This window comes from Pedobacter sp. 05L430 (genome assembly GCF_056397585.1).
The window spans coordinates 1-25646 of record NZ_JBFTNT010000001.1 but is presented as its reverse complement, the minus strand read 5'-3'; the positions used below and the strand labels follow the sequence as shown (position 1 = coordinate 25646).

General features: G+C 38.5%; 19 protein-coding genes and 1 tRNA gene. 14 read left to right on the top strand and 6 right to left on the bottom strand.

Annotated elements, in window-relative coordinates:
* The first annotated feature begins 16 nt into the window (after positions 1 to 16).
* The 5 genes from AC1DG9_RS00100 to AC1DG9_RS00080 all read left to right on the top strand — a co-directional run bounded on the left by AC1DG9_RS00100 (position 17) and on the right by AC1DG9_RS00080 (position 6710).
* A complete protein-coding gene (locus AC1DG9_RS00100) occupies positions 17 to 661 on the top strand; it encodes an immunoglobulin-like domain-containing protein (RefSeq protein WP_288881417.1) in 645 nt (214 codons plus the stop codon).
* A 15-nt stretch (positions 662 to 676) separates the two neighbouring features.
* Positions 677 to 1162: a lipid-binding protein gene (locus AC1DG9_RS00095; RefSeq protein WP_048908074.1), complete on the top strand. Its 486-nt coding sequence runs from the start codon at positions 677 to 679 to the stop codon at positions 1160 to 1162.
* A 451-nt stretch (positions 1163 to 1613) separates the two neighbouring features.
* Complete coding sequence (locus AC1DG9_RS00090; protein WP_337717113.1) at positions 1614 to 4769, top strand: SusC/RagA family TonB-linked outer membrane protein; 3156 nt, start codon at positions 1614 to 1616, stop codon at positions 4767 to 4769.
* Positions 4770 to 4774: 5 nt separating this feature from the next.
* Complete coding sequence (locus tag AC1DG9_RS00085; RefSeq protein WP_477634203.1) at positions 4775 to 6256, top strand: SusD/RagB family nutrient-binding outer membrane lipoprotein; 1482 nt, start codon at positions 4775 to 4777, stop codon at positions 6254 to 6256.
* A 7-nt stretch (positions 6257 to 6263) separates the two neighbouring features.
* A complete protein-coding gene (locus AC1DG9_RS00080; protein ID WP_172662404.1) occupies positions 6264 to 6710 on the top strand; it encodes a hypothetical protein in 447 nt (148 codons plus the stop codon).
* Positions 6711 to 6737: 27 nt separating this feature from the next.
* Here the strand turns inward: AC1DG9_RS00080 and AC1DG9_RS00075 are convergent, their stop codons facing one another.
* On the bottom strand, positions 6738 to 7607 hold the full coding sequence (locus tag AC1DG9_RS00075; RefSeq protein WP_288881426.1) for a S66 peptidase family protein: 870 nt from the start codon (positions 7605 to 7607) through the stop codon (positions 6738 to 6740).
* 40 nt (positions 7608 to 7647) lie between these two features.
* Here AC1DG9_RS00075 and metG point away from each other — a divergent pair, with 40 nt between their 5' ends.
* Entirely contained in the window at positions 7648 to 9756 is a 2109-nt protein-coding gene (metG, locus tag AC1DG9_RS00070) for a methionine--tRNA ligase (protein WP_216854446.1), read from the top strand.
* 274 nt (positions 9757 to 10030) lie between these two features.
* Here the strand turns inward: metG and AC1DG9_RS00065 are convergent, their stop codons facing one another.
* Complete coding sequence (locus tag AC1DG9_RS00065) at positions 10031 to 10342, bottom strand: hypothetical protein (RefSeq protein WP_288881429.1); 312 nt, start codon at positions 10340 to 10342, stop codon at positions 10031 to 10033.
* Between the two features lie 603 nt (positions 10343 to 10945).
* On the opposite strand from AC1DG9_RS00065, the gene AC1DG9_RS00060 reads away from it, so the two are divergent.
* The 6 genes from AC1DG9_RS00060 (at position 10946) to AC1DG9_RS00035 (ending at position 19998) form a co-directional block, all read left to right on the top strand.
* Complete coding sequence (locus tag AC1DG9_RS00060; protein WP_172662407.1) at positions 10946 to 11971, top strand: GntR family transcriptional regulator; 1026 nt, start codon at positions 10946 to 10948, stop codon at positions 11969 to 11971.
* Positions 11972 to 12321: 350 nt separating this feature from the next.
* The gene (locus AC1DG9_RS00055) at positions 12322 to 15465 is read left to right on the top strand and encodes a SusC/RagA family TonB-linked outer membrane protein (RefSeq protein WP_477634202.1); all 3144 of its coding nucleotides are present in this window, start codon (positions 12322 to 12324) and stop codon (positions 15463 to 15465) included.
* 12 nt (positions 15466 to 15477) lie between these two features.
* Positions 15478 to 17364, top strand: coding sequence for a RagB/SusD family nutrient uptake outer membrane protein (locus AC1DG9_RS00050; protein ID WP_477634201.1), 1887 nt, complete (start codon positions 15478 to 15480; stop codon positions 17362 to 17364).
* A gap of 41 nt (positions 17365 to 17405) precedes the next feature.
* The gene (locus AC1DG9_RS00045) at positions 17406 to 18590 is read left to right on the top strand and encodes a DUF5000 domain-containing lipoprotein (RefSeq protein WP_288881434.1); all 1185 of its coding nucleotides are present in this window, start codon (positions 17406 to 17408) and stop codon (positions 18588 to 18590) included.
* Between the two features lie 30 nt (positions 18591 to 18620).
* Positions 18621 to 19751: a DUF4998 domain-containing protein gene (locus AC1DG9_RS00040; RefSeq protein WP_288881437.1), complete on the top strand. Its 1131-nt coding sequence runs from the start codon at positions 18621 to 18623 to the stop codon at positions 19749 to 19751.
* 175 nt (positions 19752 to 19926) lie between these two features.
* Positions 19927 to 19998 (top strand) — tRNA-Arg (locus AC1DG9_RS00035).
* Positions 19999 to 20191: 193 nt separating this feature from the next.
* On the opposite strand, the gene AC1DG9_RS00030 is transcribed toward AC1DG9_RS00035, so the two are convergent.
* Positions 20192 to 20950 carry an SDR family NAD(P)-dependent oxidoreductase gene (locus tag AC1DG9_RS00030; protein WP_172659261.1) on the bottom strand — a complete coding sequence of 253 codons (759 nt, stop codon included), beginning with the start codon at positions 20948 to 20950 and terminating at the stop codon, positions 20192 to 20194.
* A 219-nt stretch (positions 20951 to 21169) separates the two neighbouring features.
* Entirely contained in the window at positions 21170 to 21757 is a 588-nt protein-coding gene (locus AC1DG9_RS00025) for a Crp/Fnr family transcriptional regulator (RefSeq protein ID WP_288881443.1), read from the bottom strand.
* 189 nt (positions 21758 to 21946) lie between these two features.
* Between AC1DG9_RS00025 and AC1DG9_RS00020 the strand changes: the two genes are divergently transcribed.
* Positions 21947 to 22420, top strand: a complete 474-nt coding sequence (locus tag AC1DG9_RS00020; protein WP_172659259.1) for a DinB family protein — start codon at positions 21947 to 21949, stop codon at positions 22418 to 22420.
* Positions 22421 to 22510: 90 nt separating this feature from the next.
* Entirely contained in the window at positions 22511 to 22645 is a 135-nt protein-coding gene (locus AC1DG9_RS00015) for a winged helix-turn-helix transcriptional regulator (RefSeq protein ID WP_353935619.1), read from the top strand.
* On the opposite strand, the gene AC1DG9_RS00010 is transcribed toward AC1DG9_RS00015, so the two are convergent.
* Both AC1DG9_RS00010 and AC1DG9_RS00005 read right to left on the bottom strand, forming a co-directional pair.
* Complete coding sequence (locus tag AC1DG9_RS00010; RefSeq protein WP_172659258.1) at positions 22623 to 24125, bottom strand: TlpA family protein disulfide reductase; 1503 nt, start codon at positions 24123 to 24125, stop codon at positions 22623 to 22625. The two genes, AC1DG9_RS00015 and AC1DG9_RS00010, sit on opposite strands and share 23 nt — an antisense overlap.
* A gap of 113 nt (positions 24126 to 24238) precedes the next feature.
* A partial coding sequence (locus AC1DG9_RS00005) for a S41 family peptidase (protein WP_477634200.1) occupies positions 24239 to 25646 on the bottom strand: 1408 nt, incomplete at its 5' end.

Genomic DNA, 25646 nt, shown 5'->3' with positions numbered 1-25646 from the left:
AATTTAGAATAGAATCATGAAAAGATATTTAAATATAATTGCTATAGGAATTTTGGTCATGACGTTTCTGTCATGCAAAGACGATTCCTTTAACTATCCTGAAGGAACGGTTGGAATCTCAAAGGTTACTGTTTATCCTATATTAACAGTAAATGGCGACCAATATATGTTTGTGGCCAAGGGTGGGACTTATACTGATCCAGGGGTTGTGGCTAAGGTTGGTGAAGATGAAATCGACGTTAAGACCGACGGACAAGTTAATACTGCAGCTGCAGCGGTTTATACACTTACGTATTCTGCCGCAAACTCTGATGGTTTTTCTGCATCACAGGCTAGATATGTTGTTGTGTATGATACCAAAGCAGATGCTGCCGGGAATGATTATTCGGGTACTTATAAAAGAGCTGGTTTTGCTACTTTTGCGGTATGGGCCAAGGTAGCTCCAGGAGTTTATTTTATTACAAACCCTGGCGGTGCCGTAGGAAATACAGATAAGGTTGTGGCAATCAATCCAACTGGATCGACAATACAAATTCCACCGCAAGGTTCACCTATGGGCGCTTTCAGTTCCACGGTTGGAACAATGAACGGCGGCAGTTACTCATGGGCTTTGGATAATGCCGGATATGGACCTGCTGTTAGATCATTTAGTAAACAATAATCAAAATCATAAGACATGAAAAAATATACATATATACTAGCACTTTTTGTAATAATGCTTTCTGCATGTAAGAAGGATGAAGTTATTGGCGGCACTGCTGTTCAGGACATGTCTGGAGAATGGTGGGTGCAAATAGATGGTGAGGGAGGCTACTATCAGCTTATAACTTATAATACCGCAGATAATTCTTCTACTCAAATGTGGATGGATGCAAGTGGTTTTTGGGCAGGCCCTGGTCAGCATGTATCTTCTAAAATTAATGTGAACGTTCAGGACCTAACATTTTCGGCAGAAAATGCCCCTAATGTAGGAGAATATGAATCTGATGAACCATTAACAATGACAATTACAAATGGTAAGATCATTAAAAATGGCGCTATAGGTCCTTCCTCAAAAGCTGTAACAGATTCGATTTCATTAACAATTAAATTTTCTGATGATCCAGATTCTTATAATCTTAGAGGCTACCATAGAACAAAATTCTCTGGGGATGATCATTAATCCATTCAGATAAATAAAAAAAAGCCAGCCAAAATTGGGCTGGCTTTTTTATTTTAAAGAAGCCGATAGCTTATTTATGCTCAGGCTCATCTTATCCTTATATATTTCTTAGCAGCTAGAATGTTGGGACTTCACCTAGTGTCCTAAAATTGGCCATAGCATAAAGTGCGCCAAAATTATCACGGCATTTCTCTTTAATTCCTATGTAATATTTGCAACAATTTTTAATTCGTTAAAAGTCGGCATTTTTTGATATATTCGAAATCAAATCAACTTTTGCGGATTATATTCGAAATTTTGTTCTCTTTATGGTGTATTTTTTGAATTTTTGATAACATCTCTTCGTGTCATTTTATTGTCATTTGTTTTTGTGGGGCACAATAAAAATATGCTTGCATATCAAAATCGCTATATATTAGGCCATTATTAACTAACCTAAATTTATTATTTTATGAAAAAACTTTTACAAAGTTTGTTCATATTGTTGTTCGTTGCAACTTCTGCAATGGCGCAAGACCGAACAATTACTGGTACGGTTACGGATAAGGAAGATGGAAAACCACTTCCAGGAGTAACTGTGTTGATTAAAGGCTCCAAAGTTGGAACCCAAACAGGTGGAGATGGTAAGTATGCTATCTCTGTACCATCAGGTTCTACCGAATTATCTTTCTCCTACCTAGGCTACACTGTCCAAACACTAGCAATCTCTGGGAGTACCGTTAACGCAGTTCTGGAATCAGATTCTAAAGCCTTAACTGAAGTTGTTGTAACTGCGGTTGGTATAGCAAGGCAGGCTAAGTCTCTTGGTTATTCTGTTACAACTTTAAAGGGAGATGAATTAACAAAGGCTAGAGAAACAAACGTAATCAATTCCCTGGCGGGTAAAGTTTCGGGTGTTAGGGTTACTGCTCAATCAGGAACAGTAGGTGGCTCTTCTAAGATCATCATTCGTGGAGCTTCTTCATTTAACTCGGGTAGTACTTCCAACCAACCGATATTTGTAATCGATGGTTTGCCAGTGGATAATAGTTCACAGCAAGTTAATACCATTTCGACTAGTTCGGTTCCTCAGGGTAGCGCTGGATCAGATTACGGAAATAGAGCCGGAGATTTAAACTCTGACGATATCGAGTCAATGACTGTTCTTAAAGGTGCAGCGGCGACAGCACTTTATGGTGCTCGTGCAAAAAACGGAGCGATTGTAATTACGACGAAAAAAGGTAAAAAGGGACAAACTACCATTACGGTAAATTCTTCTACTCGCTTTGATAATGTATTGAAATTACCTAGTTTTCAAAACGAATATGCCCAAGGTGTTCAAGGTGTATATAGCAGCGGGCCAACTGTCAATAGCTCTAGTTTGAATGGATGGGGACCAAAAATCATTGAAGTACAAGACAAAACTTTTACTAACTACCTTGGTCAACAGATTACATTACAAGCATATCCAGATAACGTAAAGGATTTCTATAATACTGGAAAAACCTATATCAACTCTGTTTCTTTTGACGGTGGCGGCGACTCTGGTGATTATCGCTTTGGTTATACCAATACTACTCAAGACGGTATTATTCCTAATGAAAAGTTGAAAAAGAATGTTGTAAGCTTTAATGCGGGCAGAAATGTTGCGCCAGGGCTTGATGTACGAACAAATGTAAACTACACACGTACTGTAGCAGACGGTCGTCCGGTACAAAGTTCTAACAATCCAAGTGTACTTCAATCAATTGTTTATGGTCTTCCTAGAACGATCGATACAAAGGTGTTAAAAGACAACTATTTCGATCCGGTTACCAAACAACAAATTGCGCTAACACCTACAAGAACTGGTAACAACCCTTATTGGGTAGTTAACAATAACAACTTCTCAAATGTTGTTGATCGTGTATTTGGTAATGCAATAGTAACCTATAAACCTTTGAATTGGTTAACGATTTCAAATAATTTGGGTACTGACTTTTACAACGAATTTAGAAGAGGGGTAACCAGACAAGGAACAATTGGATCTTTGACAGGTGATTTCTATGCAGCAAATATTTACAATAGAATCATTAACAATGACCTGTTGCTTACTGTTGACCAAAAATTAACAGAGGATCTGAGCTTGAAAGTAATTGGTGGATACAATGTCTTTGAAAACTTCTACCGCAGAGACCTTTCAGATGCTCAACAATTAATAGCTGATCAGCTATATAATTATGCAAACGCAGGAAGTGTGGTTACCACAAATACTTCAAATCAGAAACGCATTCAAGGTGTATACGGTGACGTGGGCTTATCTTACAAAGATTATTTGTTTTTAAACGTTACAGGAAGAAATGACTGGTCGTCTACTTTACCTGCGAACAATAGATCATATTTTTATCCGTCTATAAGCTCGAGTTTTGTATTTAGTGAGTTACTTCCAAAGAGCGAATGGTTCAACTATGGTAAATTAAGAGCGAGTTACGCTAACGTAGGTAGTGATACCGATCCTTATCAAGGCGTATTCCAATATTCTCCAATTAGTGCGGCATTTGCTCAATATGGTTACGGTTCTACGTTCCCATTCAATGGAGTACTTGCGTTCAGTAGCCCAGCTACGATTCCGAACCTTAATTTAAAACCACAAAATCAGGCCTCATATGAAGTTGGTGCTGAATTGAGGTTTTTACAAAGTCGTGTTAATTTGGATGTGACTTATTATAATACGAATACTTCTGACCAAATCGTAAGACTTCCATTGCCACAATCGACAGGTTATTCTGCCGCATTATTGAATGCAGGTTCTGTGAAAAACTCTGGTGTAGAGGTTTCGTTGGGATTGATCCCAGTAAAAACACAAGATTTTACTTGGAACATGGATGTTAACTTCTCCAGAAACGTGCAGAAAATCGAATTGCCTTCCAACCTTGCTTCTTATTCACTAGCCAGCGGATGGAGCGGACTTTCAATCAAGGCAGAGTCTGGCAAATCATTTGGTATTTATGGCGTTGCTTGGTTAAGAGATGATGCAGGAAACCTGGTTATTGATGAAGCAACAGGATTGAGGAAAACAGTGAGCGACAAAAGACTAGGTAATATGAGTCCTGATTGGTTAGGTGGAATTAACAATACTTTCTCTTACAAAGGAGCTTCATTGAGCTTCTTGGTAGACATTAGAAAAGGCGGTGTGATCTATTCTAACTCTGTTTCTTCACTAAGAACAAGTGGTTTAGCTAAAGAAACATTGCTAAACAGAGGAAGAGTATTTATTGATAAAGGAGTTGTTGCTTCTGGAAGTACTTTTGTTCCGAATACAACACCGGTAACAAGTATGCAAGATTACTGGGCACAATACACCACTACAAATACTGAAGCAAATATTTTTGATGCTTCTTATGTGAAACTTAGAGAGGTAAGGTTATCATACCAAATTCCAGCTAAGGTTTTCCAAACAAGTGTTAAATTTATTAAAGGAGCTGAGATTGGTGTAGAAGGCAGAAATTTATGGATTATCCATGATAACGTTCCACACATTGATCCCGAGGCTAACTTCTTCGGAACAGAGAGTGTTGCTGAAGGGGTTGAGTTTAACTCAATACCATCAACAAGAACCATTGGTTTCAATATCAGAATTAAGATTTAATGAAAATGAAAAAAATTATATATACGTTTAGTGTCTTAACTATGTTACTGACGCTATCTTCATGCAAGAAATATCTGGATATAAATACAAGTCCAAATACTGCTGAACAGGTTGACCCGAAATTGCTATTCTCTTACGCAACGGTAGCTTATATGAATTTAAGGTCAAGTGGTGATTTGTACATTCCAATAGGATTAGCGGGTCAGTCTTTAAATGCTGGTGGAAACAACCCAACAGGTTGGTCTGGTGGTGACCCTAGTCCTGATATTTATACTTTTTCTGCAAACTTTTTCAATAACACCTGGGTATCTCTGTATGTTRGGGGTGGCGCAAACCTTCAGCAAGCGATAAAGCTTTCAGAAGCTGCATCTCCTGCAAATAATAATGCGGCAGCACAAAGTAAAGTATTGTTGGCGATGATGGTTTATGACATCACTACTACGTTTGGAGATGTTCCATTTACAGAAGCCTGGAAGGCAGAGATTCTATATCCTAAGTTTGACGATCAGAAAACAGTGTTGGAAGGAACACTGGCACTTCTTGATCAGGCATTAGCACAGTTTGATGAGGCAAGCCCATTAAAAATTGGAGCTAATAATGATGGGTATGATCTGCTTTACAAAGGAGATATCGCTAAATGGAAGAAACTAGCTAAATCTTTGAAGCTGCGTACCTTATTAACAATGGTGGATAAAGATCCTTCTAAAGCTGCGGCTATTGGAACATTGGTAAATGACGCTGCACAAGCGATGGTAAATGGTGTAACAGATAATGTTGCCATACCATACCAGGACGTTCCTAATAAGAGAAACCCGAAATATGCAATTAGCCTTMAATACAATGGTGGAAAGAACTTCTTCTTTGCCAGCAAGCCAGTTGTTGATATTATGAATGCTGCTCCATCTGTTGATCCTCGTCTTCCGAAGTTTTTTGATAAGCCTGCAGGGCAAGCAACGTATATTGGTGTTGTACCTGGAGCAGACGCAGTTGATGCTATTAATCCGAGGATTGCTGCTTCTTTGCACTCTCCTGCTGCACCAGAAGTGATGTATACTTATCAAGAGCAGTTATTTGCAGAAGCCGAAGTGTATGCAAGAGGATTGGGAGTTCCAGTAGATTTGGGTAAGGCGAATACGTTATTTAAACAAGGGCTCGCAGAATCATGTAAATTCTTTGGTGTGAGCGCTACCGAGGCGGGTGTATTCTCAACATCTTTTCCAGCGTTTAGCGGACAAGCTAATGCGGTGTTGACAATTCATGAACAACAATGGGTTGATAAAATGGATCGAGGTCTAGATGCCTTTACGCAATGGAGAAGATCTGGAACGGACGGAAGTGAAGTTCCTGTGCTTACACTACCTATAGGTGCACCTGCCGGTCCAATCTTTAGAAGGTTTGAATATCCAATTACGAATGAGATATCTAATAACCCTAATGCGCCGAAAACAACTGTAAGGTATAACGAAAAAATGTGGTTTGATTTATAATAGAAATATGAAAAAGCTTATAATATTACTCTCTCTGACTGCAGTATTTTTCCTGCAGTCATGTGAAAAGAAAGGTCCTGGAGATAACTATGATTTCAGTAATAGCCTTCCTGCTTATGTAGCACTAACTAGTACAGCAACAAAGACTATCAAGGAAGGTGCATCAGGAACATTCACATTTACCTTAAGAACATCAATTCAGCAAACAGTTAAAGTTACCTACAAAGTTGAAGGGGCATTAAATTTGCCTAATCAAACGGTTACAATTGCCAGGGATGCACTGACTTCTGTAGCAACTGTTGCTGTTCCAGTAGGAGTTATTGTAGCTCCAGCAACCACTGCTACTGCTACATTAACTTTAGTTAGTGCTGCAACCGCAGACGGAAATGCGCTGACAATTGGCTCTAAAAATGATGCTAGCAGTCAAAAAGTAACAATTAACATTACGAAATAGAAGTTAAAGTTTTAACATAAGGGTTGTTCAATTAATGAACAACCCTTTTTTACCTACTACCACTGCCCGGTTATCATCCATATGCCCAATAGGGAAATTAAACCATACCGGATACTCATATTCCTTCACTACTTCCCATATTATTTCTTCAGGCGATTGTCCAAAAGGAATTTTCTCTTCAGGCAACTCATTAAAAGCCCCAACAATTAATCCTTTTAGTTTATTCAGTTTTCCTGCCCGCTTCAGCATGTGCATCATGCGATCTATTGCTGCCGGACGTTCCCCTATATCTTCAATAAATAAGATCTTATCCTCATAGTCGACTTCAGAAGCTGAACCAATCGTCATCACCAATAAAGTAAGGTTACCACCTATCAAAATCCCTTGCATATATCCCTCGCGATTCAATGGTGATGGATGGTAATCATACCTTATTTCCTCACCAAATAGCGCAGCCTTCAAAGAAGCTAAAGACTCGGGTGTGGCCTCGTTAAACGTATAAGGCATCTGTCCATGGATACTTTGAATGCCATATTGAGCGTAGATGTGACAAAGCAATACTGTGATGTCGCTGAAGCCGACAAGCCATTTGGGATACTCAACAAATGTGCTAAAGTCAAGATCATCTACAATTCGAATACAACCATACCCCCCTCGTCCAGCAATGATTGCTTTCACAGTGGGGTCATCTAAAAAAAATTGAATATCCTCTGTACGCAGAACATCATCACCAGCAAACTGGTGGTGCTCAGCATGAACGGTCTTCCCGATAATTACTTCCAAGCCCCAGGATTCGAAGAGTTGTACCGCTGAGTCTATACCTCTTGGAAGTTTGCTTGCTGGGCAGACAATCGCAATTTTGTCGCCTTTTTTTAAATATGCTGGCTGTTTAATCATTAATAAAACACTTATCTTTGACAAAATAATAAAAATAGTTTTGGATAACAGTAAAATAAAGAGATATACCGTTACGGCTGCGCTGCCCTATACAAACGGACCTGTACATATTGGACATCTTGCCGGCGTTTACCTACCTGCAGATACCTATGTAAGGTATTTGCGCTCGAATAAAAGAGATGTAAAGTTTATTTGCGGATCTGACGAAAATGGAGTTCCGATTACCTTAAAGGCAAAAAAAGAAGGAACTACCCCTCAGGCTATAGTAGATAAATACCACAAAATTATTGGCGATTCCTTTAAAGAACTTGGTGTTTCTTTCGACATTTATCACCGTACATCTTCTTTAATGCATCATCAAACTGCTTCAGATTTCTTTGAAACACTATATAATAAAGGCGTTTTTACGGAAGAAGTAACTGAACAGTACTACGATGAAAAGGCACAGACTTTTTTGGCCGACAGGTACATTACTGGTACTTGTCCTAAATGTGGAAATGAAAATGCCTACGGCGATCAGTGTGAAAATTGCGGAAGTACTTTAAATGCAACGGATCTTATCAATCCTAAATCTACTTTATCTGGAGAGAAACCAGTACGCAAAGAAACAAAGAACTGGTTTTTGCCGCTTGATAAATACGAGGATCAATTAAGAATCTACATTGAAAGCCACAAAGAGTGGAGACCAAATGTATACGGACAATGCCAAAGCTGGCTTAATGCGGGCCTACAGCCTCGTGCGATGACCAGAGATTTGGATTGGGGTATTAAAGTTCCGGTTAAAGGTGCAGAAGGTAAAGTTTTGTACGTATGGTTTGATGCGCCTATTGGCTATATTTCGGCAACAAAAGAGCTATTTGAATATGCTCGTTTGGGTATCTGGAACCCTAAAGCTGAAGAATATTACATTAACCAAAACGAGGTAGAAAATGGCAACTGGGAACAATACTGGAAAGATGATGAAACCAAGCTTGTTCACTTTATAGGTAAAGATAATATCGTATTCCATTGTGTTATTTTCCCCGCAATGTTAATGGCCCACGGCGATTATATATTGGCGGATAATGTACCTGCAAATGAGTTCCTGAATCTGGAAGGTCAAAAAATATCGACCTCTAAAAATTGGGCAGTTTGGCTTGATGAATATTTGGTTGAATTTAAAGATAAGCAGGATGTTTTGCGTTACGTTTTAACTGCTACAGCACCTGAAACAAAAGATAACGACTTTACCTGGAAAGATTTTCAGGCAAGAAATAACAATGAACTGGTTGCCATTTTAGGTAACTTCATTAATAGGGTGGTAGTTTTAACCCATAAGTATTTCGGAGGGAAAGTTCCAATGTGCATGACTAAAACTCCGGAAGATCAGCAAGTGATTGATGATTTGGCTGCGTACCCTGCAAAAATCAGCGCTTCGATTGAAAATTATCGCTTCAGAGAGGCTTTATCGGAGGTAATGAATGTTGCTCGCTTAGGTAATAAATACCTGGCAGAAACGGAGCCCTGGAAGGTAATTAAAACAGATGAAGATCGTGTTCGTACCATCTTAAATATCAGTTTGCAAATTGCTGCTACTATAGAAATTTTGATTGAACCGTTTTTACCATTTACTGCCGATAAATTGCAGAAAATGTTGAACTACGGCGGTCATTTATGGGAAGATGCCGGTAAAATGGGCTTGTTGAAACGCGGACATCAGCTTAATGAGCCTGTGTTACTATTTGATAAAATCGAAGACGAAACTGTACAAGCTCAAATAGATAAACTTAACAAGAGCAAAGCTGATAATGTTGCTGCAACAGCAACAGTTGAGCCTGCTAAGGAAAACATCCAATTTGAACAGTTTACAGCAATTGATATCAGGGTAGCTACAATTGTAGCAGCAGAAAAGGTTGAAAAGACCAAAAAGCTATTAAAGCTAACGCTTGATACAGGTATAGATCAAAGAACGGTTGTTTCTGGCATCGCCGAATATTATAAACCAGAAGAAATAATTGGGAAACAGGTTAGTTTGGTTGTAAACCTTGCCCCTCGTGAAATTAAGGGTATTCTATCTCAGGGAATGATCTTAATGTCTGAAGATTCGGATGGCAAACTGGCTTTTGTATCGCCAGTACAAAATCATAGCAATGGTAGTGTGATTCGATAATCGAATCACACTATTATTTTACATTGAATGACATTTCTCTCCAGCCGTCAGTTGCATCCGGATTTACTGTTCCTGGAATTATAAAGGCTTTTAATATAGCCGCTGGATTAAAGGATTTACTATTAATTCCTAAGTTCCCGGCAAAGGTCTTTGTGTAATAACGAAGCGTAACCGTTATTACACAAAGGCATCCGGCTTGGGTATCAAAACTGAATTCTGTAGCGGGTACAGTAAGCGGTTTGTATTCATATCTTATTTCAATAGATTGTGTTTCCTATTTCCGGCATCTATAATTTTCCATATCAAATAATGCCACCTGAAAAGCTAAAATGCAATTGTTCCCCTCGGTGGGGAACTTAAGGTCTTTTGGGATGTGCATTTCAGGCAAGGCTATTTTAATGGCCTCACCGGTTGTTGTAACCGTGGGTTGGGCAAACAAAAGCCTTCTTACCGGAGAATCTATATTAAACTCAAAACCATTAAGCTTATCAAATACAGCATTTGAAAAATCAGATGTTTGTGATTCACGGATCAAAGCTGAATTCAGTATCAGAGCATTTTCTCCGGTAAATCGCGAGATGGCCATACTATCATGTTCGCCAATAGTTTGCGAAAGGAGCACTCTGATGTCAGATGCCAGGTTACTGGCTTTGCCAAAAATACCCGCCGCTTTTTTAGTCGCAACAGTTTATCTTATCTTTTTCTTGGATTTGCCCTGAACTATTTGTGTTTTGCCGACTTTTTTAAAAACAGAGTCGCCAACTAGCCCCCTAATGTATTTGCCGTCAAGTCTTCCCATCGTTTGGTGGTTTAAAATTAAACGCGCAGAATAGTTCGGTTACGGAAAAATAAAATTAGAATTTACTGATAATGAGTGGTATATCCAAGTTTTTATTGGCAAAACATGGACTGGACATGGACTTACCATGAACTCAACATGGACTAACTAGAATAGAAGCTAGGTTTAGGCTACTAAATTTTTACAAAATGCACTTTTCTTTGTCCTTTTTGATAAAAAGGCTGACCGGGAGAAGGATGTTGACTGCCAAAAAGTACATTTGATTTATCAGATTCTCTATTTCTTCCGCACCCTTAACCAATAATTTTGAAGATTAGGGCATTTGCTAACGAAATATTAAAGATAATCAATTATGGGATTGCGGGGTGGAACTGATAAACTATTCTTATTATGAAAAATTATCTCAAAATAATTGAAATAAATGAATACTCAAAAACGCCGAAGTATCTTCAGATTTTCGATTCTATACTGAATGCTATTAAAACCAGCGAGATAGATGTTAATGATGTACTGCCCTCCATTAACTATTTAAGTGAAAGCCTTGAGGTTGGAAGAAATACAATTGAACGGGCTTATTTGGGCTTAAAGAAGTTTGGAGTTGTAGATTCCGTGCCAGGGAAAGGCTATTTTGTATCGAATGCTGAATTTGAGCAACCTTTCAAAATTTTGCTCCTCTTTAATAAACTAAGCGACCATAAGAAAATCATATATGATGCCTTTACTGCTAAACTAGGACATGATGTATCCATAGATTTTTATGTTTACAATAACAATTTTAGTCAGTTCAGAAAAATTCTTGAAAATAAGCCAGATCGTTATAACAAGGTTGTGATTATTCCGCATTTCTTTAATGAACATGACAAAGCTTACGCATTGATAAACAGCTTGCCAAAAGAGAAACTGGTATTGGTTGACAAGCTGATCCCGGAAATATCTGGTGATTTCTGTACGGTATACGAGGATTTCGAAAATGATATATCTTATGCACTTGAAGAACTTAAAGTAAGATTGAGTAACTATCATACTATTAAAATTATTTTTCCTTCTAAAAGTTACTATTCCACAAAGATCTTAACCGGCTTTACTGATTTTTGCCTGAAGTATGCTTTTAACTATGAGGTATTGTCAGATTTGAAAAGTGAGACATTTGTACCGGGAACGGCATATATTAATTTGAGGGAAGACCATTTGGTTGAACTTGTAGAAAAAATAGTGAATAATGAACTCAAAATTGGTTCTGAGATAGGGGTCATATCTTATAACGAGACACCGATAAAGAAGCTAATCCTCTCAGGAATTACAACCATATCGACCAATTTTGCAATGATGGGTGAAGCCGCAGCAAACATGGTTCTTGATAATTTAAAGGGGCATTTGGCAATTCCTTTTAAAGTTACGGCAAGGAATTCATTGTGAAACAGATAGATGGTGCTAGCGTAAGTGTATCTGCATCAGACAGAACAGGTTGCGGATGATGCTTGCAAAAACTATTATTGTATTAACCAAATACAAACCAAACAGTATGCGTCCTCTCATTCTTATTAAAATGCAGTATCGTTTTCTGTTTTATTTACAGAGAGGCAGGTACTTATGAAATAGAACTTATACATCCATTTATGTCAACTATCCATACTTCTTTATTGGCCTAAAGAAGTATTGAATAGCCAACAGTCAAATGTCACAATTCTTTTAGTGCAGCACGGAACCACGGAAGCAACCTAGAGATCCGTTAGCTGCGAATATTTACATTTAAACAGAGTAAAGGTATGAAAAAAACGCTTGTTCTCATAGCTCTCTCAATGGTGTGCAATTTTGTTTTTGCACTGAAATTGAGAGAAATAGAGACTTTAAATGAAATTGCCGCCCCGCGCATCGTCACGGGAACTGTTTTAGACGAAACAGGAGTGGGAATTCCGAATGTTACAATCACCGTTKAGGGTTCTAAACCTAAACGTGCCGCAATGACCAGCCCCGACGGTAAGTACAGCATACAGGTAAACAGTGATTTGGAAGTGCTGATTTTTTCTTTTGTTGGATACGCTACACAGAAAATTACAATTGGTGATAAAAATACAGTCAATGTTAAACTATTACCCGATGATAAAAATGCGCTTGAAGAAGTTGCAGTAGTTGCTTTTGGCACTCAGAAGAAAAACGATTTAGTAGGCTCAGTTGTGTCTGTTAAGGTATCAGACCTTAAAATTCCATCAAGCAATCTAACAACGGCTCTGGCGGGTCGTATTCCAGGTATGATTGCATTTCAGCGTGGTGCGGAACCAGGTAAAGACAATGCAAATTTCTTTATACGCGGTGTTACTACGTTTGGGTATAAAAATGATCCCCTGATATTAATTGATAACATGGAGGTTGGTACAACTGAACTCGCCCGTTTACAGACCGATGATATTGCCAGTTTTTCTGTGATGAAAGATGCAACTTCAACGGCATTATATGGTGCCCGTGGAGCAAATGGGGTAATTTTGATTACCACAAAGCAGGGGGCAGTTGGTAAGGCACAAATTTCATTTCGATTAGAAAATTCGCTCTCAGCCTCGGTAAAGGATATTGAACTTGCAGACCCTGTTACCTACATGAAGCAGGCTAACGAAGCCGTATTAACGCGCAATCCTTTGGGACAAGTATTGTATAGCGACGAAAAAATTGCTAATACCGGAGTAGGCTTAAACCCGAATATTTATCCGGCAAATGATTGGAGGGCTTTGGTTTTTAAAGACTATACCACCAATCAACGCGCTAATCTAAATGTGAGCGGAGGTGGCGAAGTTGCAAGGTATTTTGTTTCCGGATCCTTAAGTAAGGATAATGGATTATTAAAAGTAGATCAACGGAATAATTTCAATAACAATATAGATTTAACAAGTTATTCGCTTCGATCTAACGTAAATATAAACCTGACCAAAACAACTGAAATGGTGGTTCGTTTAAGTGGTAATTTTGACGAATATACGGGCCCTATAGATGGTGGTGCCGAAATGTACCAAAAGGTAATGCGTTCCAACCCGGTACTCTTCCCCCAATATTATCCTGTCGATGAGCAGCACCAATTTGTAAAACACATCATGTTTGGTAACTCTGACATAGGCGGTGGTGGATATACAAATCCATACGCAGACTTGGTTAGGGGCTACAAGGATTCTTCAAGATCATTGATGCTGGCACAATTAGAACTTAAGCAAGATCTTTCTTTTTTAACTCAAGGGCTTAATGCACAGGTGATGATGAATACTAACCGCACCACATTTTTCGATGTAACCAGGGCTTATAATCCTTATTTCTATAAGCTTATAGGTTATGATCCTGTAGATAATACATATGCAATAGACGCTATGAATGAAGATACTGGGACAGAATATTTAAATTATGCTCCAGGAAATAGAGTTCTGAATTCTGTATTTTACGGACAAGGGCAGATAAATTACAGTCGTAGTTTCGCAAAGCATGGGTTTAGTGCCCTGATTGTTGCTATGTTGCAGAACAATTTAAGTGCAAATGGTAGTGACCTTCAACAATCTCTTCCTTCCAGAAATATGGGTGTTTCGGGCAGGGCAACGTACAATTATGATAGTCGTTATTATCTGGAGTATAACTTTGGTTATAACGGATCAGAAAGATTTGCTGCTAAACAGCGTTACGGTTATTTCCCGTCTGTAGGTGTTGCTTGGACGCTTTCTAATGAGAAGTTTTTCGGGAAAATTAAACCCATCGTAAATAATTTAAGATTAAGAGCAACCTATGGGTTAATTGGAAATGATGCGATTGGCTCACCTTCAGATCGGTTCTTTTACCTTTCTAATGTAGACATGAATGCAAGCATTAGAGGGGCTACTTTTGGGAATGGACTTGGTGCCGGTAGTTATTTAAATGGAGTAAATATTTCCAGATATGCCAATGAAGATATTACCTGGGAGAAATCAACTAAATCCAATTTAGCGTTGGAAATAGGACTTTTTGACAAATTAAAAATCACTGCCGAGGTTTATTCAGAAAAGCGTAAAAATATACTAATGAGCCGAGCGGCAATTCCTGTTACCATGGGCTTAACGGCTGATATAAGAGCCAATGTTGGTGAAGCTTCAGGAAAAGGAACGGATATTTCCTTTGAATATAATCAACACGTAGGGCAGGATTTTTGGATTGCAGCAACCGGAAATTTTACCTATGCAAGAAGTAAATTTACCGTTTATGAAGAACCAGTTTATAATGAAAAATACCGTAGCCGCATTGGCCACCCTATTTTCCAGGATTATGGATTGATTGCAGAACGTCTGTTTGTTGATGATGTAGAAGCAGCAAACTCTCCAAAACAAAATTTCGGACCTTACGGCGGTGGAGACATTAAATATACGGATGTAAATGGCGATGGTCAGATTACAGGCGCGGATATGGTACCTATTGGCAACCCTAGATTACCGGAAGTAGTTTATGGCTTTGGTTTTTCTTCGGGGTATAAAAGTTTTGATTTTTCTGCCTTCTTTCAGGGATTATCAAATGAGTCATTCTGGATTGACTCGCGTGCCACATCTCCTTTCAATAATGAGACCCAACTCTTAAAAGCTTATGCTGATAGTCACTGGTCTGAAGATTCACGTGATATACATGCGCTTTGGCCGAGATTAAGTCCCACAATTAATGACAACAACAATCAAAGAAGTACCTGGTTTATGCGTGATGGCGCATTTCTACGACTTAAACAAGTTGAAATTGGCTATAAGATACCTAACAGTATCCAAAAAAGATTACATACATCAAGTTTTAGACTTTATGTGAATGCAACCAACTTGTTCAATATCAGTAAGTTCAATTTATGGGATGTAGAAATGGGTGGCGATGGTTTAGGTTATCCTATACAACGTGTATTTAACGTAGGTCTAAATATTTCACTGAAGTAAATCATACAAATTATGAGAAAATATATTATACTCGGAGCCAGTTTTCTGGTCTTTTTAGCCGGGCTTAGTTCCTGCAAAAAATTTCTGGATGTTGTGCCTGATAACGTAGCTACCATTGATAATGCATTTACCTTACGTACACAGGCGAAGAAATTTTTATACACTTGCTACTCCTTTATGCCGAAAAATGGCCAGTTGGGAGATGATCCGGCAATGGTTGGTGGCGATGAGCTCTGGGAAATACCCGAAAGAGGTGYTTATTTAGACATGGCCAAAGGATTTCAAAGTAAAGTAGGTCCATTGGGCGACAGGTGGCAGCAAATGTATCAGGGAATAAGAGATTGCAACATCTTTCTTGAAAACATTGGAAAGGTGCCAGACATGGAACCAGAAGAGAAGATTAGCTGGATTTCAGAGGTGAAATTTCTTAAGGCATACTATCACTTCTGTTTAGTTAGAATGTATGGGCCAATTCCCTTGATTAAAAATAATTTACCCATCTCTGCGGATGTTAATGAGGTAAAAGTTTTCCGCGATCCCGTGGATTCCTGCTTCAATTACATTGCAACCTTGCTTAACGAGGCAGCGCCTGGTCTTCCATTAACCATAATCAGTCCGGCAACAGAAGCAGGGCGTATTACCTTGCCAATTGCATTGTCTTTAAGGGCAAAAGTATTGGTTACTGCAGCTAGCCCGTTATTTAACGGAAATACAGACCAGTCGGCTTTAAAAAACTCGAATGGAACGCAATTATTTAATACTACGTATTCTAAAGCTAAATGGGATACTGCGGTTGTTGCCTGTAAAAGAGCAATAGATGTGTGTGCATCAGCAGGGATGAAATTGTATATTTATAATCCATCCTTTCAGCAATTTATCGTTAGCGATACCATCAAAACCCAATTAAGTATTAATGGTGCTGTTACAGAAAAATGGAATAGCGAGGTCATTTGGGCAAATACACAATCGGACACCTATAATTTACAAAGGTTAATATCTAGCTGGTGGGATCCCAGATATCTTGATGGTGTGATCACCAGAGGTGAGCTGTCGCCACCTTTAAAAATTGCAGAAATGTTCTATTCCTCCAATGGTGTTCCGATTAACGAAGACAAAACTTATGATTACACAGGCCGCTATAATTTACGGGTTTCGGGAGATGCAGATAGGCTATATGTACATAAGGGCTATACTACGGTAGGCTTACATTTTAACAGGGAGCCACGTTTTTATGCCGACTTAGGATTTGATGGAGCTGTCTATTACGGGCACGGACGTTATGACGACAAAGATTTTATGGGGCTATTTTATTTAGAAGGTAAATTTAAACAGCGTAACGGTAAAGGTAAATATGGATTCAATACTGTGACCGGATATAATCTTAAAAAGCTGATCCATTTTCAAAACGTGATCAATTCACAAGATGATTATTCGGTTGTTAACTATCCTTACCCAATTATGCGTTTGTCTGACCTGTATTTGTTGTATGCCGAAGCCTTAAACGAATCTGAAGGGCCGGGTACAGAAGTAAACAAATATATTGATTTAGTGAGAGCCCGGGCTGGTTTGCCTACGGTTGCTGCATCATGGACTAACTTCTCGACCAATCCAGTAAAATACCAGAATAAGGACGGTATGCGCGCTATTATTCATCAGGAAAGGTTAATTGAACTATCTTTTGAGTCGCAGCGCCTATGGGATCTTCGAAGATGGAAAGAATCTGCCACCGAATTGAATAAGCAAATTCTTGGTTGGGATCTTTCACAAACAGAACCTATTTCCTACTATAGAACTACAGTGGTTTATAACCAGTCGTTTGGATCAAAGGACTATTTCTGGCCTATTGACGAAAACTATATTGTTAACAATAGAAATTTGGCTCAAAACTTAGGTTGGTAGATCATATCGTTTAAGGACTAATCATTTAATTAAGAGAGAAAATGAAAAAAATATATTTTATCGGAGCATTGTTCACCGCTCTTTTATGGTACGGTTGTTCAAAAGAAGGGCGGATGGATTTTGTAGATGGAAATACACCTGCTCCGATGCAAGTTAGCAATATAAAAGTAGAGGCAACCCCAGGGGGCGGCATATTAACCTACAAGCTTCCTGCAGATTTAAACCTGGCTTATGTTAAGGCTGTGTATGAAATACAAAAAGGTGTGTTTAGAGAGGCGAAATCATCGAGATATACAGATACCCTTCGTTTGGTAGGTTTTGGAGATGAATTGGTTCACACAGTGAAGGTATACAGTGTGGCTGCCAACGAAAAAGAATCTGAACCGATTTTGGTTGAATTACAACCAAAAACACCCCCTGTTAAATCTGTATTTGAATCAGCAGTTTTTAAAGAAACCTTCGGTGGGGTTAACGTAGCTATATTAAATCCTTTTAAAGCGGACTTGGCAATAGTAGTATTGAAAGATACCACAGGAAACAATAACTGGGTTACGGTGAGGACCTTTTATACAGCAGCCACCGCCGGAGATTTTGCCGCCCGCGGTTTTGATGCTAAGGCACAAAAATTTGCAATGTACATCCGGGACCGCTGGAATAATAAATCTGATACGATAATTAAGACATTAACTCCTAAACCTGAAATCGAAATACCAAGCGATACTTATAAAAAATTGGTATTACCTACTGATCAGGTTGCTCTTGCTAATGCCGGTTATAATATTGAGAATTTATGGAATGGCTTAGCCGATAGAAGACTTTATGCTTCATCAAACGCTTCATCTCTACCGCAATGGATCACGATTGACTTAGGGAAAAAAGTTTTGCTGAGTAGATTTAAACAATACATGGAACAAAATGACCATTGTTATACCGGATCTGGTTTGAAAAATTTTGAACTGTATGGCTCAAATTCCCCAAATCCGGATGGCAGCTGGACAAGCTGGACTTTGCTGGGTGAATTTACCACACTTAAACCATCAAACTTGCCGTTAGGTCAAAAAACAAATGAAGATATTAATTATGCCTGTAACCTGGGGGCTGATTTCTATTTCGCCACGCAACCCGCTGCGGTACGGTACCTTCGTTTGAAATCTTTAGAGACCTATAGTAGCCCGGGGCAGGTAGTAATCATGGAGCTTAAATTCTTTGGACAAATAGTACCATAGATGGCTTATCTAAACAAAAAACATAGTATTATGAAAAAGACATATCATTTCAGTTTAATATTATTTGCCGCAATCTGTCTGGTTTCTGCCTGTAGAAAGATGGATGCAACATATAAAGAATACGTTGTCCCTTCTGGTTTGGTCTACCCCGGAAAAGCAATAGCAATTGCACAGTCTGGGCGAAACAGGGTTCAAATTGTATGGCCAAAGGGTGTTGATAAGACTGTTGTTAAAGCCAAAGTTTATTGGAATAGTTTTGCCGATTCTGTAGTTGTTGATGTTGCTGCGATTACCGGGGATACGGTAAAAGTAATGGTAGACAATTTGCAAGAAAAAAACTACACATTCGTTATCCGTACCTTTGATGCGCAGGGAAATATCTCGGTTCCGGTAGAAGTAAATGGTGGCTCTTATGGAGAAAGGTATCAATCACAATTATTAACCAGGCCCGTAAACTCTACATTAATTAATGCGGCGGGCAAGTTAACTATAAACTGGGGTGGTGCTGATGTTGCCAATGGAGCTTATGCCTCAGAGATTAAATACACAGATGTTTCGGGAGCTGCCAAAACTCAAATATTCCCGGTGCTTCTTAAAACTACTGAAGTGAAAACTACAGAAATAACCGACATGCTGGCAAATACAAATTACCAGTTTAGAACGATATTTAGGCCAGACTCATTGAGTGTTGATAAGTTCTATACGTCTTATTCAGATGGTGGTTTGTTCTCTATTGATAAAGGAGACTGGCATGTTGTTGCGTTTTCGTCTCAACATCCAGGAGGGGATAATGCAGCAGTTAATTTTATTGACGGGACCGAGCATACTCGTTGGCATACCTGTGCTGGTTGTTCAAATTATCCACATTGGATAGTAATTGATATGGGTGCACCTAGAATACTTACTCAATTTGGAGTTTGGAGAACAGATTTTGATTCACCTGGGGGAGATAAACGTGGACCGGATAAGTTTGAGTTTTTAACCAGCACAGATAATGTAACCTGGGTAAGCCAGGGAAGTTTTGATTTCGATCATAACTTGAACGGTGAGCAACGTTATGTGCTTCCTAATAGTCCAAAAGCAAGATATTTTAAATTTGTTGGTACTCAAGGATCAGATAGTAATATGGTGCTGGGTGAAATCAGTGCCTACGGCCTTTAAAGAAACAAGCTTAGGTGCAATAAATGCTTGTAAATTAGTTTGGCTTGCCAGCAGGGTGGTTCCTGCTGGCATTTTTATGAAAGTTAAATTTGTTGGAAGTACTATTTAAAGGCATTGTTTTATTATTATATTTGCGCCTGCTATTACTATTTATCCTTTAATAGCATTTATTATTGGTCCCGTAGTTCAACGGATAGAATAGAAGTTTCCTAAACTTTAGATATGAGTTCGATTCTCGTCGGGACCACTGAAATGAGTAACAAAACGTATAAAAGCCTGCAAATCGATGATTTGGAGGCTTTTTTTGTATTGGGGTGAGCATTTTCAAAATGCTGACTCACTACAGAATATGTAGTAGGGACATGGTCCGATCAAAGGTTTCTGAAGGCAAATAAAAGTCCCCGATGATCACCGTCGGGGACTCAAAACCACAGCATGATTTAAAAGCCGTACATTCCGCCCGACACGGAAATTTGCTCACCCGTAACCCACGCGGCATCATCGGAAGCCAGAAATACGGCTGCTTTCGCAATATCTTCGGGCTTACCTCTGCGACCAAGTGGTGTGTTGGCAATAAACATTTTTTCATACTCACTGCCGGTAGTGACGCCCGCACTAGCTGCACCTTCTGTTTCCGTAGCACCCGGCAAAATAGAATTGATGCGAATCTTTTGGATACCCAGTTCTTTCGACAAAGAGATCGTTATGGCATCTAAAGCCGCTTTAGTTGCGGAATATAACGAGGCTCCCGGAAGAGGCATCTTGCTTGCGCCTGAGCTGATATTGATTATATTGCCACCCTTATCACCAAACAATTTTAAAGCTGCCTGAATAGTTTGTATGGGACCAAGTACATTGACATTAAAACTATTATGAAAAGTTTCTGCTGATATCTGTTCAATAGGTGCATATCCCTGATAAACCGCGTTATTTACCAAAATATCCAGGCTGCCGAATGCCTTATTAGTTTCCTCAAACAACCTGTTTACATCAGCTTCTTTAGATACATCGGCCTGTACCGCAATGGCTATGCCTCCGTTGTCAGTAATTTCCTTCACCACTTTATCTGCACCTTCTTTACTTGAAGCGTAATTCACAACTACCTTTGCGCCTTCTGCCGCAAAGTGTTTGGCGATAGAGGCACCTATTCCTTTCGAAGCACCGGTAACTACCGCTACTTTGTTTTCTAATTTACTCATGATTTTTATGTATTAATATATCCAAAGATCCTGACTTACAGGGAACTGGATATTGATATGGATCATTAAGTAAGCTTGACCCAGATCAAGTTAAGGCGATGACCTTAATCACTTTAATCGGATAAGGATTTGTAAAATAACAACTTAACAAAGATGCAAAAAAGCAAAGCAGTAGAATGCTAGAGCGGTCACTACTGCTTATATCGATTGAGATTAGATTTATTTAAAAGAATTTTTCTTTAATCTGCTCAAAGTTTCCGGGGACAAGCCCAGATAAGAAGCGATCATGTTTTGCGGGAACCGTTGTAGAAACTGCGGATAATTGCTGATCAAGTCCTCGTAACGCTCTTCAGCGGTATAGATCATAGCGGCCTGCATTCTTTTTTGTGTTGCAATGGTGTTATTTTGACTAATTACGTTGGACATCGCTGAAAAGGCAGGTATATGCTTAAGAAACTCCTCAATTTGAGCATTGGTAGATTGCAGCACCTCCAGATTCTCCAGCGCTTCAATATTAAAGCGGCTTGGCGTTAACAGGTAAAAGCTTTCAAAATCCACTATCCACCAGTTTTCCAAAGACAATTTCAGTATATGTTCATGCCCTTTGTCATCTACCGTAAAGGTCCTGGCGGATCCTTTTACAATAAACCCAATATATTTGCACACGTCCCCTTCCTGTAAGAAGTATTGTCTTTTTCGAAGTTTTTTGGGTTTAAAATGTGCCATTAACAAATGCTTGTCATCCTCTGAGAGCGATTTGCCAGATGTTTCTTGAATGTAATAGAAAAGCGTCTCAAAATTTGACATCGTTCAAGTATATAATTATTCGCAATTTACTCAAGCTTCCTGATAAAAGAACAAGAAAAGCAAACATCTTAAATCACTAAGTAAGCCATGACTGTGTATCAATCGGAGAAAGTTTGAACTTCAACAGGAAAAGGTTACTTTAGAGAACATAATGGCTTCTTCTGATGCTAAGCACTTAAACCAACTTAAATGATTAATGAACGTTTCGAATGTGAAATTTTAAGAGCTAGCAGGATTAGGCTATTGCAATTAATGGAAACAAGTAACTACGAAATATTATTTAAAATTCCAGAGGGTTTTAACAATAATATAATTTGGCAAATCGGTCATTGTATTACTTCTCAACAGAGGCATATGTATATGCGTAGCGGGTTACCAATGTATATATCTAAGGAATTCATGGAGTCCTTCAAAATTGGATCGTCTCCGGGTTCTTGGAAAATTACTCCGGATGTTAACGAGGTGAAACATTTATTGATTGATACAGTTAACCACCTTGAATCCGATCTTGAATCCAGATTATTTGTCAACTATAACCCGTTTGAGTTACCCATCGGAATTCAAGTGAAAAATCATGTCCAGGCTTTACAAGCCGCTAATTATCACGAAGCGGAGCATAGTGGGAAGATTTTTACGTATTTGAAGTTGTTAGTCAAAGAATGACGTACTCAATATGATCTTTCTATACGGTAGTGCTTTCTGAATTGTGAAGTAGACACTTTTCACAACTAAAAGAGTTGGGAGAAGTGTCTACTGGAAAGATTGGCTTATAAGGAACTACCGCCAAGGGTAGAATATAAGTTGTCTGAAAAAGGCTTAGCTAAAACCCAAATGGTTGATTTGATGACCTTCTTGTTATTCAGAATTAATGAACTAACACAGAGTTGATTTGCTGATACAGTGCTTCTTTGTCGCTTGGGCGTAAAGCCTTACTTACGGCTACCTTTCCCTCTTTATCAAAAATGAAATACTGGGGGTAGTATTCAGCTTTATCCTGGTTGTCTGCCAATAATTCTTTCCACAGCGGGGCTATAGTTTGTCTGTTCTTACGGAAGTGTACTCCTGTTAACCCGTTTACTTTAATGAACTCTTTCCAGATGGCATCGCGATCTTCCTCATCCATATCCAGATAAAGAAATATAACATCCTTATTGGTAAAAGCAGATTTGAGTTGAGGCATAAATTTAAGCTCCTCTTTGCAGGGGCCACACCATGTGCCCCAAACATCAAGATAAACCACTTTGCCTTTATACTTAGCTATAACATCATAAACTGATTGTATTTTGTCGTAATCCTTTAAAACCACGATATCAGTGTTTGATTCGTTCTGAGCAAGCATTTGCCTTAATGAATTTACTTTTTGATCAATCTCCTGATTAAATTTGCTTTGAGGAAACCGCTTTTTAAATACCTCTGAAAGCGCAGCGATTTGCCTTAGGTCTTTGTCATAGTACAAGTTTATGATCTGCTGATATGTATACTGTTCGGTAACTGGTTCAGGAAAGTTCTTGGTACTGCCCACCCACCTCCAATATGGCTTTCCATATTTTTTTACTACTACATTGGCACTATCTAAACTGATCCCATAGTACGGTATCGGTTCGGTGGGCTTGATGTTATCTTTTTTAATCTTTAAAAAAGCTTTGGTTTCCAGGTACCGGAGATAGTTGTCGGCAAAGGAGTAATACTGAAGACCAGCAGGAAAAACTTCAGGTTTAATGATGCTATTATCAAAAAGATTAATAATCATGCTGTCGATAGCAGGCTTATTGTTGAGCTGTGTTCTCGCAAAATCATTTAGATAATTGTAAGCAAGATATTTTACTTCTGATATGATCAGCTTTTTGTTCTTCAACGAAATTTTTGAGGCCGTTATGATATCGATTTTTTCATCTCGTTTAGCAAGATAAGGCTGGATCAGCTTAGCATTCAATTCAGTAAAATTAAGACCTCCATAAAGATGTGCTGCCTGTTCTTCCATAAAGGCCGGATTTTCCATTATGTTGATTTTTTGCAGCAGCTTGTTTTCCAACAAAGCAGTACCTGATAAGAGCTCAAGGTTTTTATTATTTTCGTTTATACTAGCTGTTAAATTTTTATTCCTGGTGATCAGAAGCGTGTAAAACTGTCTTTGAAAAATCAAGCTGACAAAATTTTGTGTTTCAGTAGGTAGGGTGATATTGAATGTGCCATTTTTCGCTACAGGAATAGATATAGAATTCTCTTTATGAAAACCGTATACCAATGGAATGTTGACGACTAGATCTTCTTTGCCAGTATAATTTAGGATTTTTCCCATAAGGTTAAACTGGGCCGAAGCCTGTATAACAACAAACATTAAGCACAATAGAGCAATATTTTTTTTCATACCTGATTGTTTTTTAACACAATAATAACCTTTAGATGAACTGATTTATTAAAATGTGATGAACAACGGTAAAAATGTGATGAATCAGAAAACTTACTCAATGAATGAACTCACTATCCTTTCTTTTTTAGATCCTTAACGATGTATTCAACCCACTGCTTTCCTGGTATTTTGAGTTTAACATCAGGACTAAAGCCCGCCTCATCAATTGGATTTTTATCGGTCCAGCTCGATTYTGAAACGGGCATCATTAGAATTAGCTCTCTACATGGAAGTGGAGTTGTTGAAGTTGGGCCTTCATAATCCATCATTCCTACACTATTTGAACCGTATCTTGTGGTTTTTTTGCTTTGTTTCATCAATTGAAAAAAGTATTCTGTAGAACTCCCGCAAAGTTCATCAGTTATTAGCGCTACCCGGGAGGGATTGCCGAGAACAGAATCAATTGGAATAGTTAATCCAGGAACTTCATAAAAGGTACTTTTAGCGGTCGGGAGCTCCTCGTAGATTTTTTTGAGTGTGCTTATATATTCATCGGGATAATATTTCTTTGCATCCTCKGGCAAAGGATTTTTTACAAGAGATTCAAGCTCCGATCTTTTAATCTGGACATTGTCTTTTGATATGCGAAGTAAGGGGGCGTCCTGTTTAATGGGATTGGTTATTACATAAGGCAATAGAAAGCTCCAGCCGGAATTGCCTCCTCCATTTCCACGGAGATCGATGATCAGGTACTTACTATTTCTAATAGCTTTGTCGTTTGTTGCAACCAATTTCTCGATCTTACTGTCGTTGTTAAAGAAGGTTGGAATTTTGATATAACTGGTTTCTTCATCTAACTGATTAAAATCTAATCCATTGTTATTATTCTTCCATGTGTTTAACTCCCTTTTTTCACTAGCGGTCATTTCTCTTGGTGAAATCCTTCCAAAAAGTGAAAAATTCCATAATTGCAGTAAGCCGCCTCTTTGCTGAGCATAAAAATCTATACTGTTCAACACATTGTATTGTTGTAACAGATAACCCTTTTTGTGGGGTTTTAGTTTAAAATAAACCAAACCTTTTGGAAGCTTTTCATCCTTTGCTTTAAGGATAATGGCCTTGTATTCGTTATCTGGAAATTTCTTTATTCCCAGGGTGATTGAGCTGTCTGGATTGGTCCATATACCTTCAACGCTATTGTCAGGTTTCAGGATTTTGAAGTAAGATTCATCAATGTCTTCTTTCTCATTGTCGTAATCATTTTTATTCAGGTAGGATAATGAGAAATGTTTGTCCTTAAAAAATCTTATATAGTCTTTTATGAGGTAGAAACATTTTTTTGCATTGCTTTCATTTCCTGCCTTTGCACGTAGACTGGTTATTAGATTATCATAATCAGACTTTGTCTTTGCATCCACTTTAGTGGGGAAGCCAGCATAGTTGATTTCAGTTTTAACAATGGTTTCATTTAAATTGTCCAGACAGTTACACGATACCTGTTCTGCTATTAGTAAATAAGGGAATGCAAGGATGATAAGA

Coding starts and splice junctions, on each gene's coding strand:
- AC1DG9_RS00100 (WP_288881417.1), top strand. CDS start 17: ATGAAAAGATATTTAAATATAATTGCTATAGGAATTTTGGTCATGACG.
- AC1DG9_RS00095 (WP_048908074.1), top strand. CDS start 677: ATGAAAAAATATACATATATACTAGCACTTTTTGTAATAATGCTTTCT.
- AC1DG9_RS00090 (WP_337717113.1), top strand. CDS start 1,614: ATGAAAAAACTTTTACAAAGTTTGTTCATATTGTTGTTCGTTGCAACT.
- AC1DG9_RS00080 (WP_172662404.1), top strand. CDS start 6,264: ATGAAAAAGCTTATAATATTACTCTCTCTGACTGCAGTATTTTTCCTG.
- AC1DG9_RS00075 (WP_288881426.1), bottom strand. CDS start 7,607: ATGATTAAACAGCCAGCATATTTAAAAAAAGGCGACAAAATTGCGATT.
- AC1DG9_RS00065 (WP_288881429.1), bottom strand. CDS start 10,342: ATGGCCATCTCGCGATTTACCGGAGAAAATGCTCTGATACTGAATTCA.
- AC1DG9_RS00060 (WP_172662407.1), top strand. CDS start 10,946: ATGAAAAATTATCTCAAAATAATTGAAATAAATGAATACTCAAAAACG.
- AC1DG9_RS00045 (WP_288881434.1), top strand. CDS start 17,406: ATGAAAAAAATATATTTTATCGGAGCATTGTTCACCGCTCTTTTATGG.
- AC1DG9_RS00040 (WP_288881437.1), top strand. CDS start 18,621: ATGAAAAAGACATATCATTTCAGTTTAATATTATTTGCCGCAATCTGT.
- AC1DG9_RS00030 (WP_172659261.1), bottom strand. CDS start 20,950: ATGAGTAAATTAGAAAACAAAGTAGCGGTAGTTACCGGTGCTTCGAAA.
- AC1DG9_RS00025 (WP_288881443.1), bottom strand. CDS start 21,757: ATGTCAAATTTTGAGACGCTTTTCTATTACATTCAAGAAACATCTGGC.
- AC1DG9_RS00020 (WP_172659259.1), top strand. CDS start 21,947: ATGATTAATGAACGTTTCGAATGTGAAATTTTAAGAGCTAGCAGGATT.
- AC1DG9_RS00010 (WP_172659258.1), bottom strand. CDS start 24,125: ATGAAAAAAAATATTGCTCTATTGTGCTTAATGTTTGTTGTTATACAG.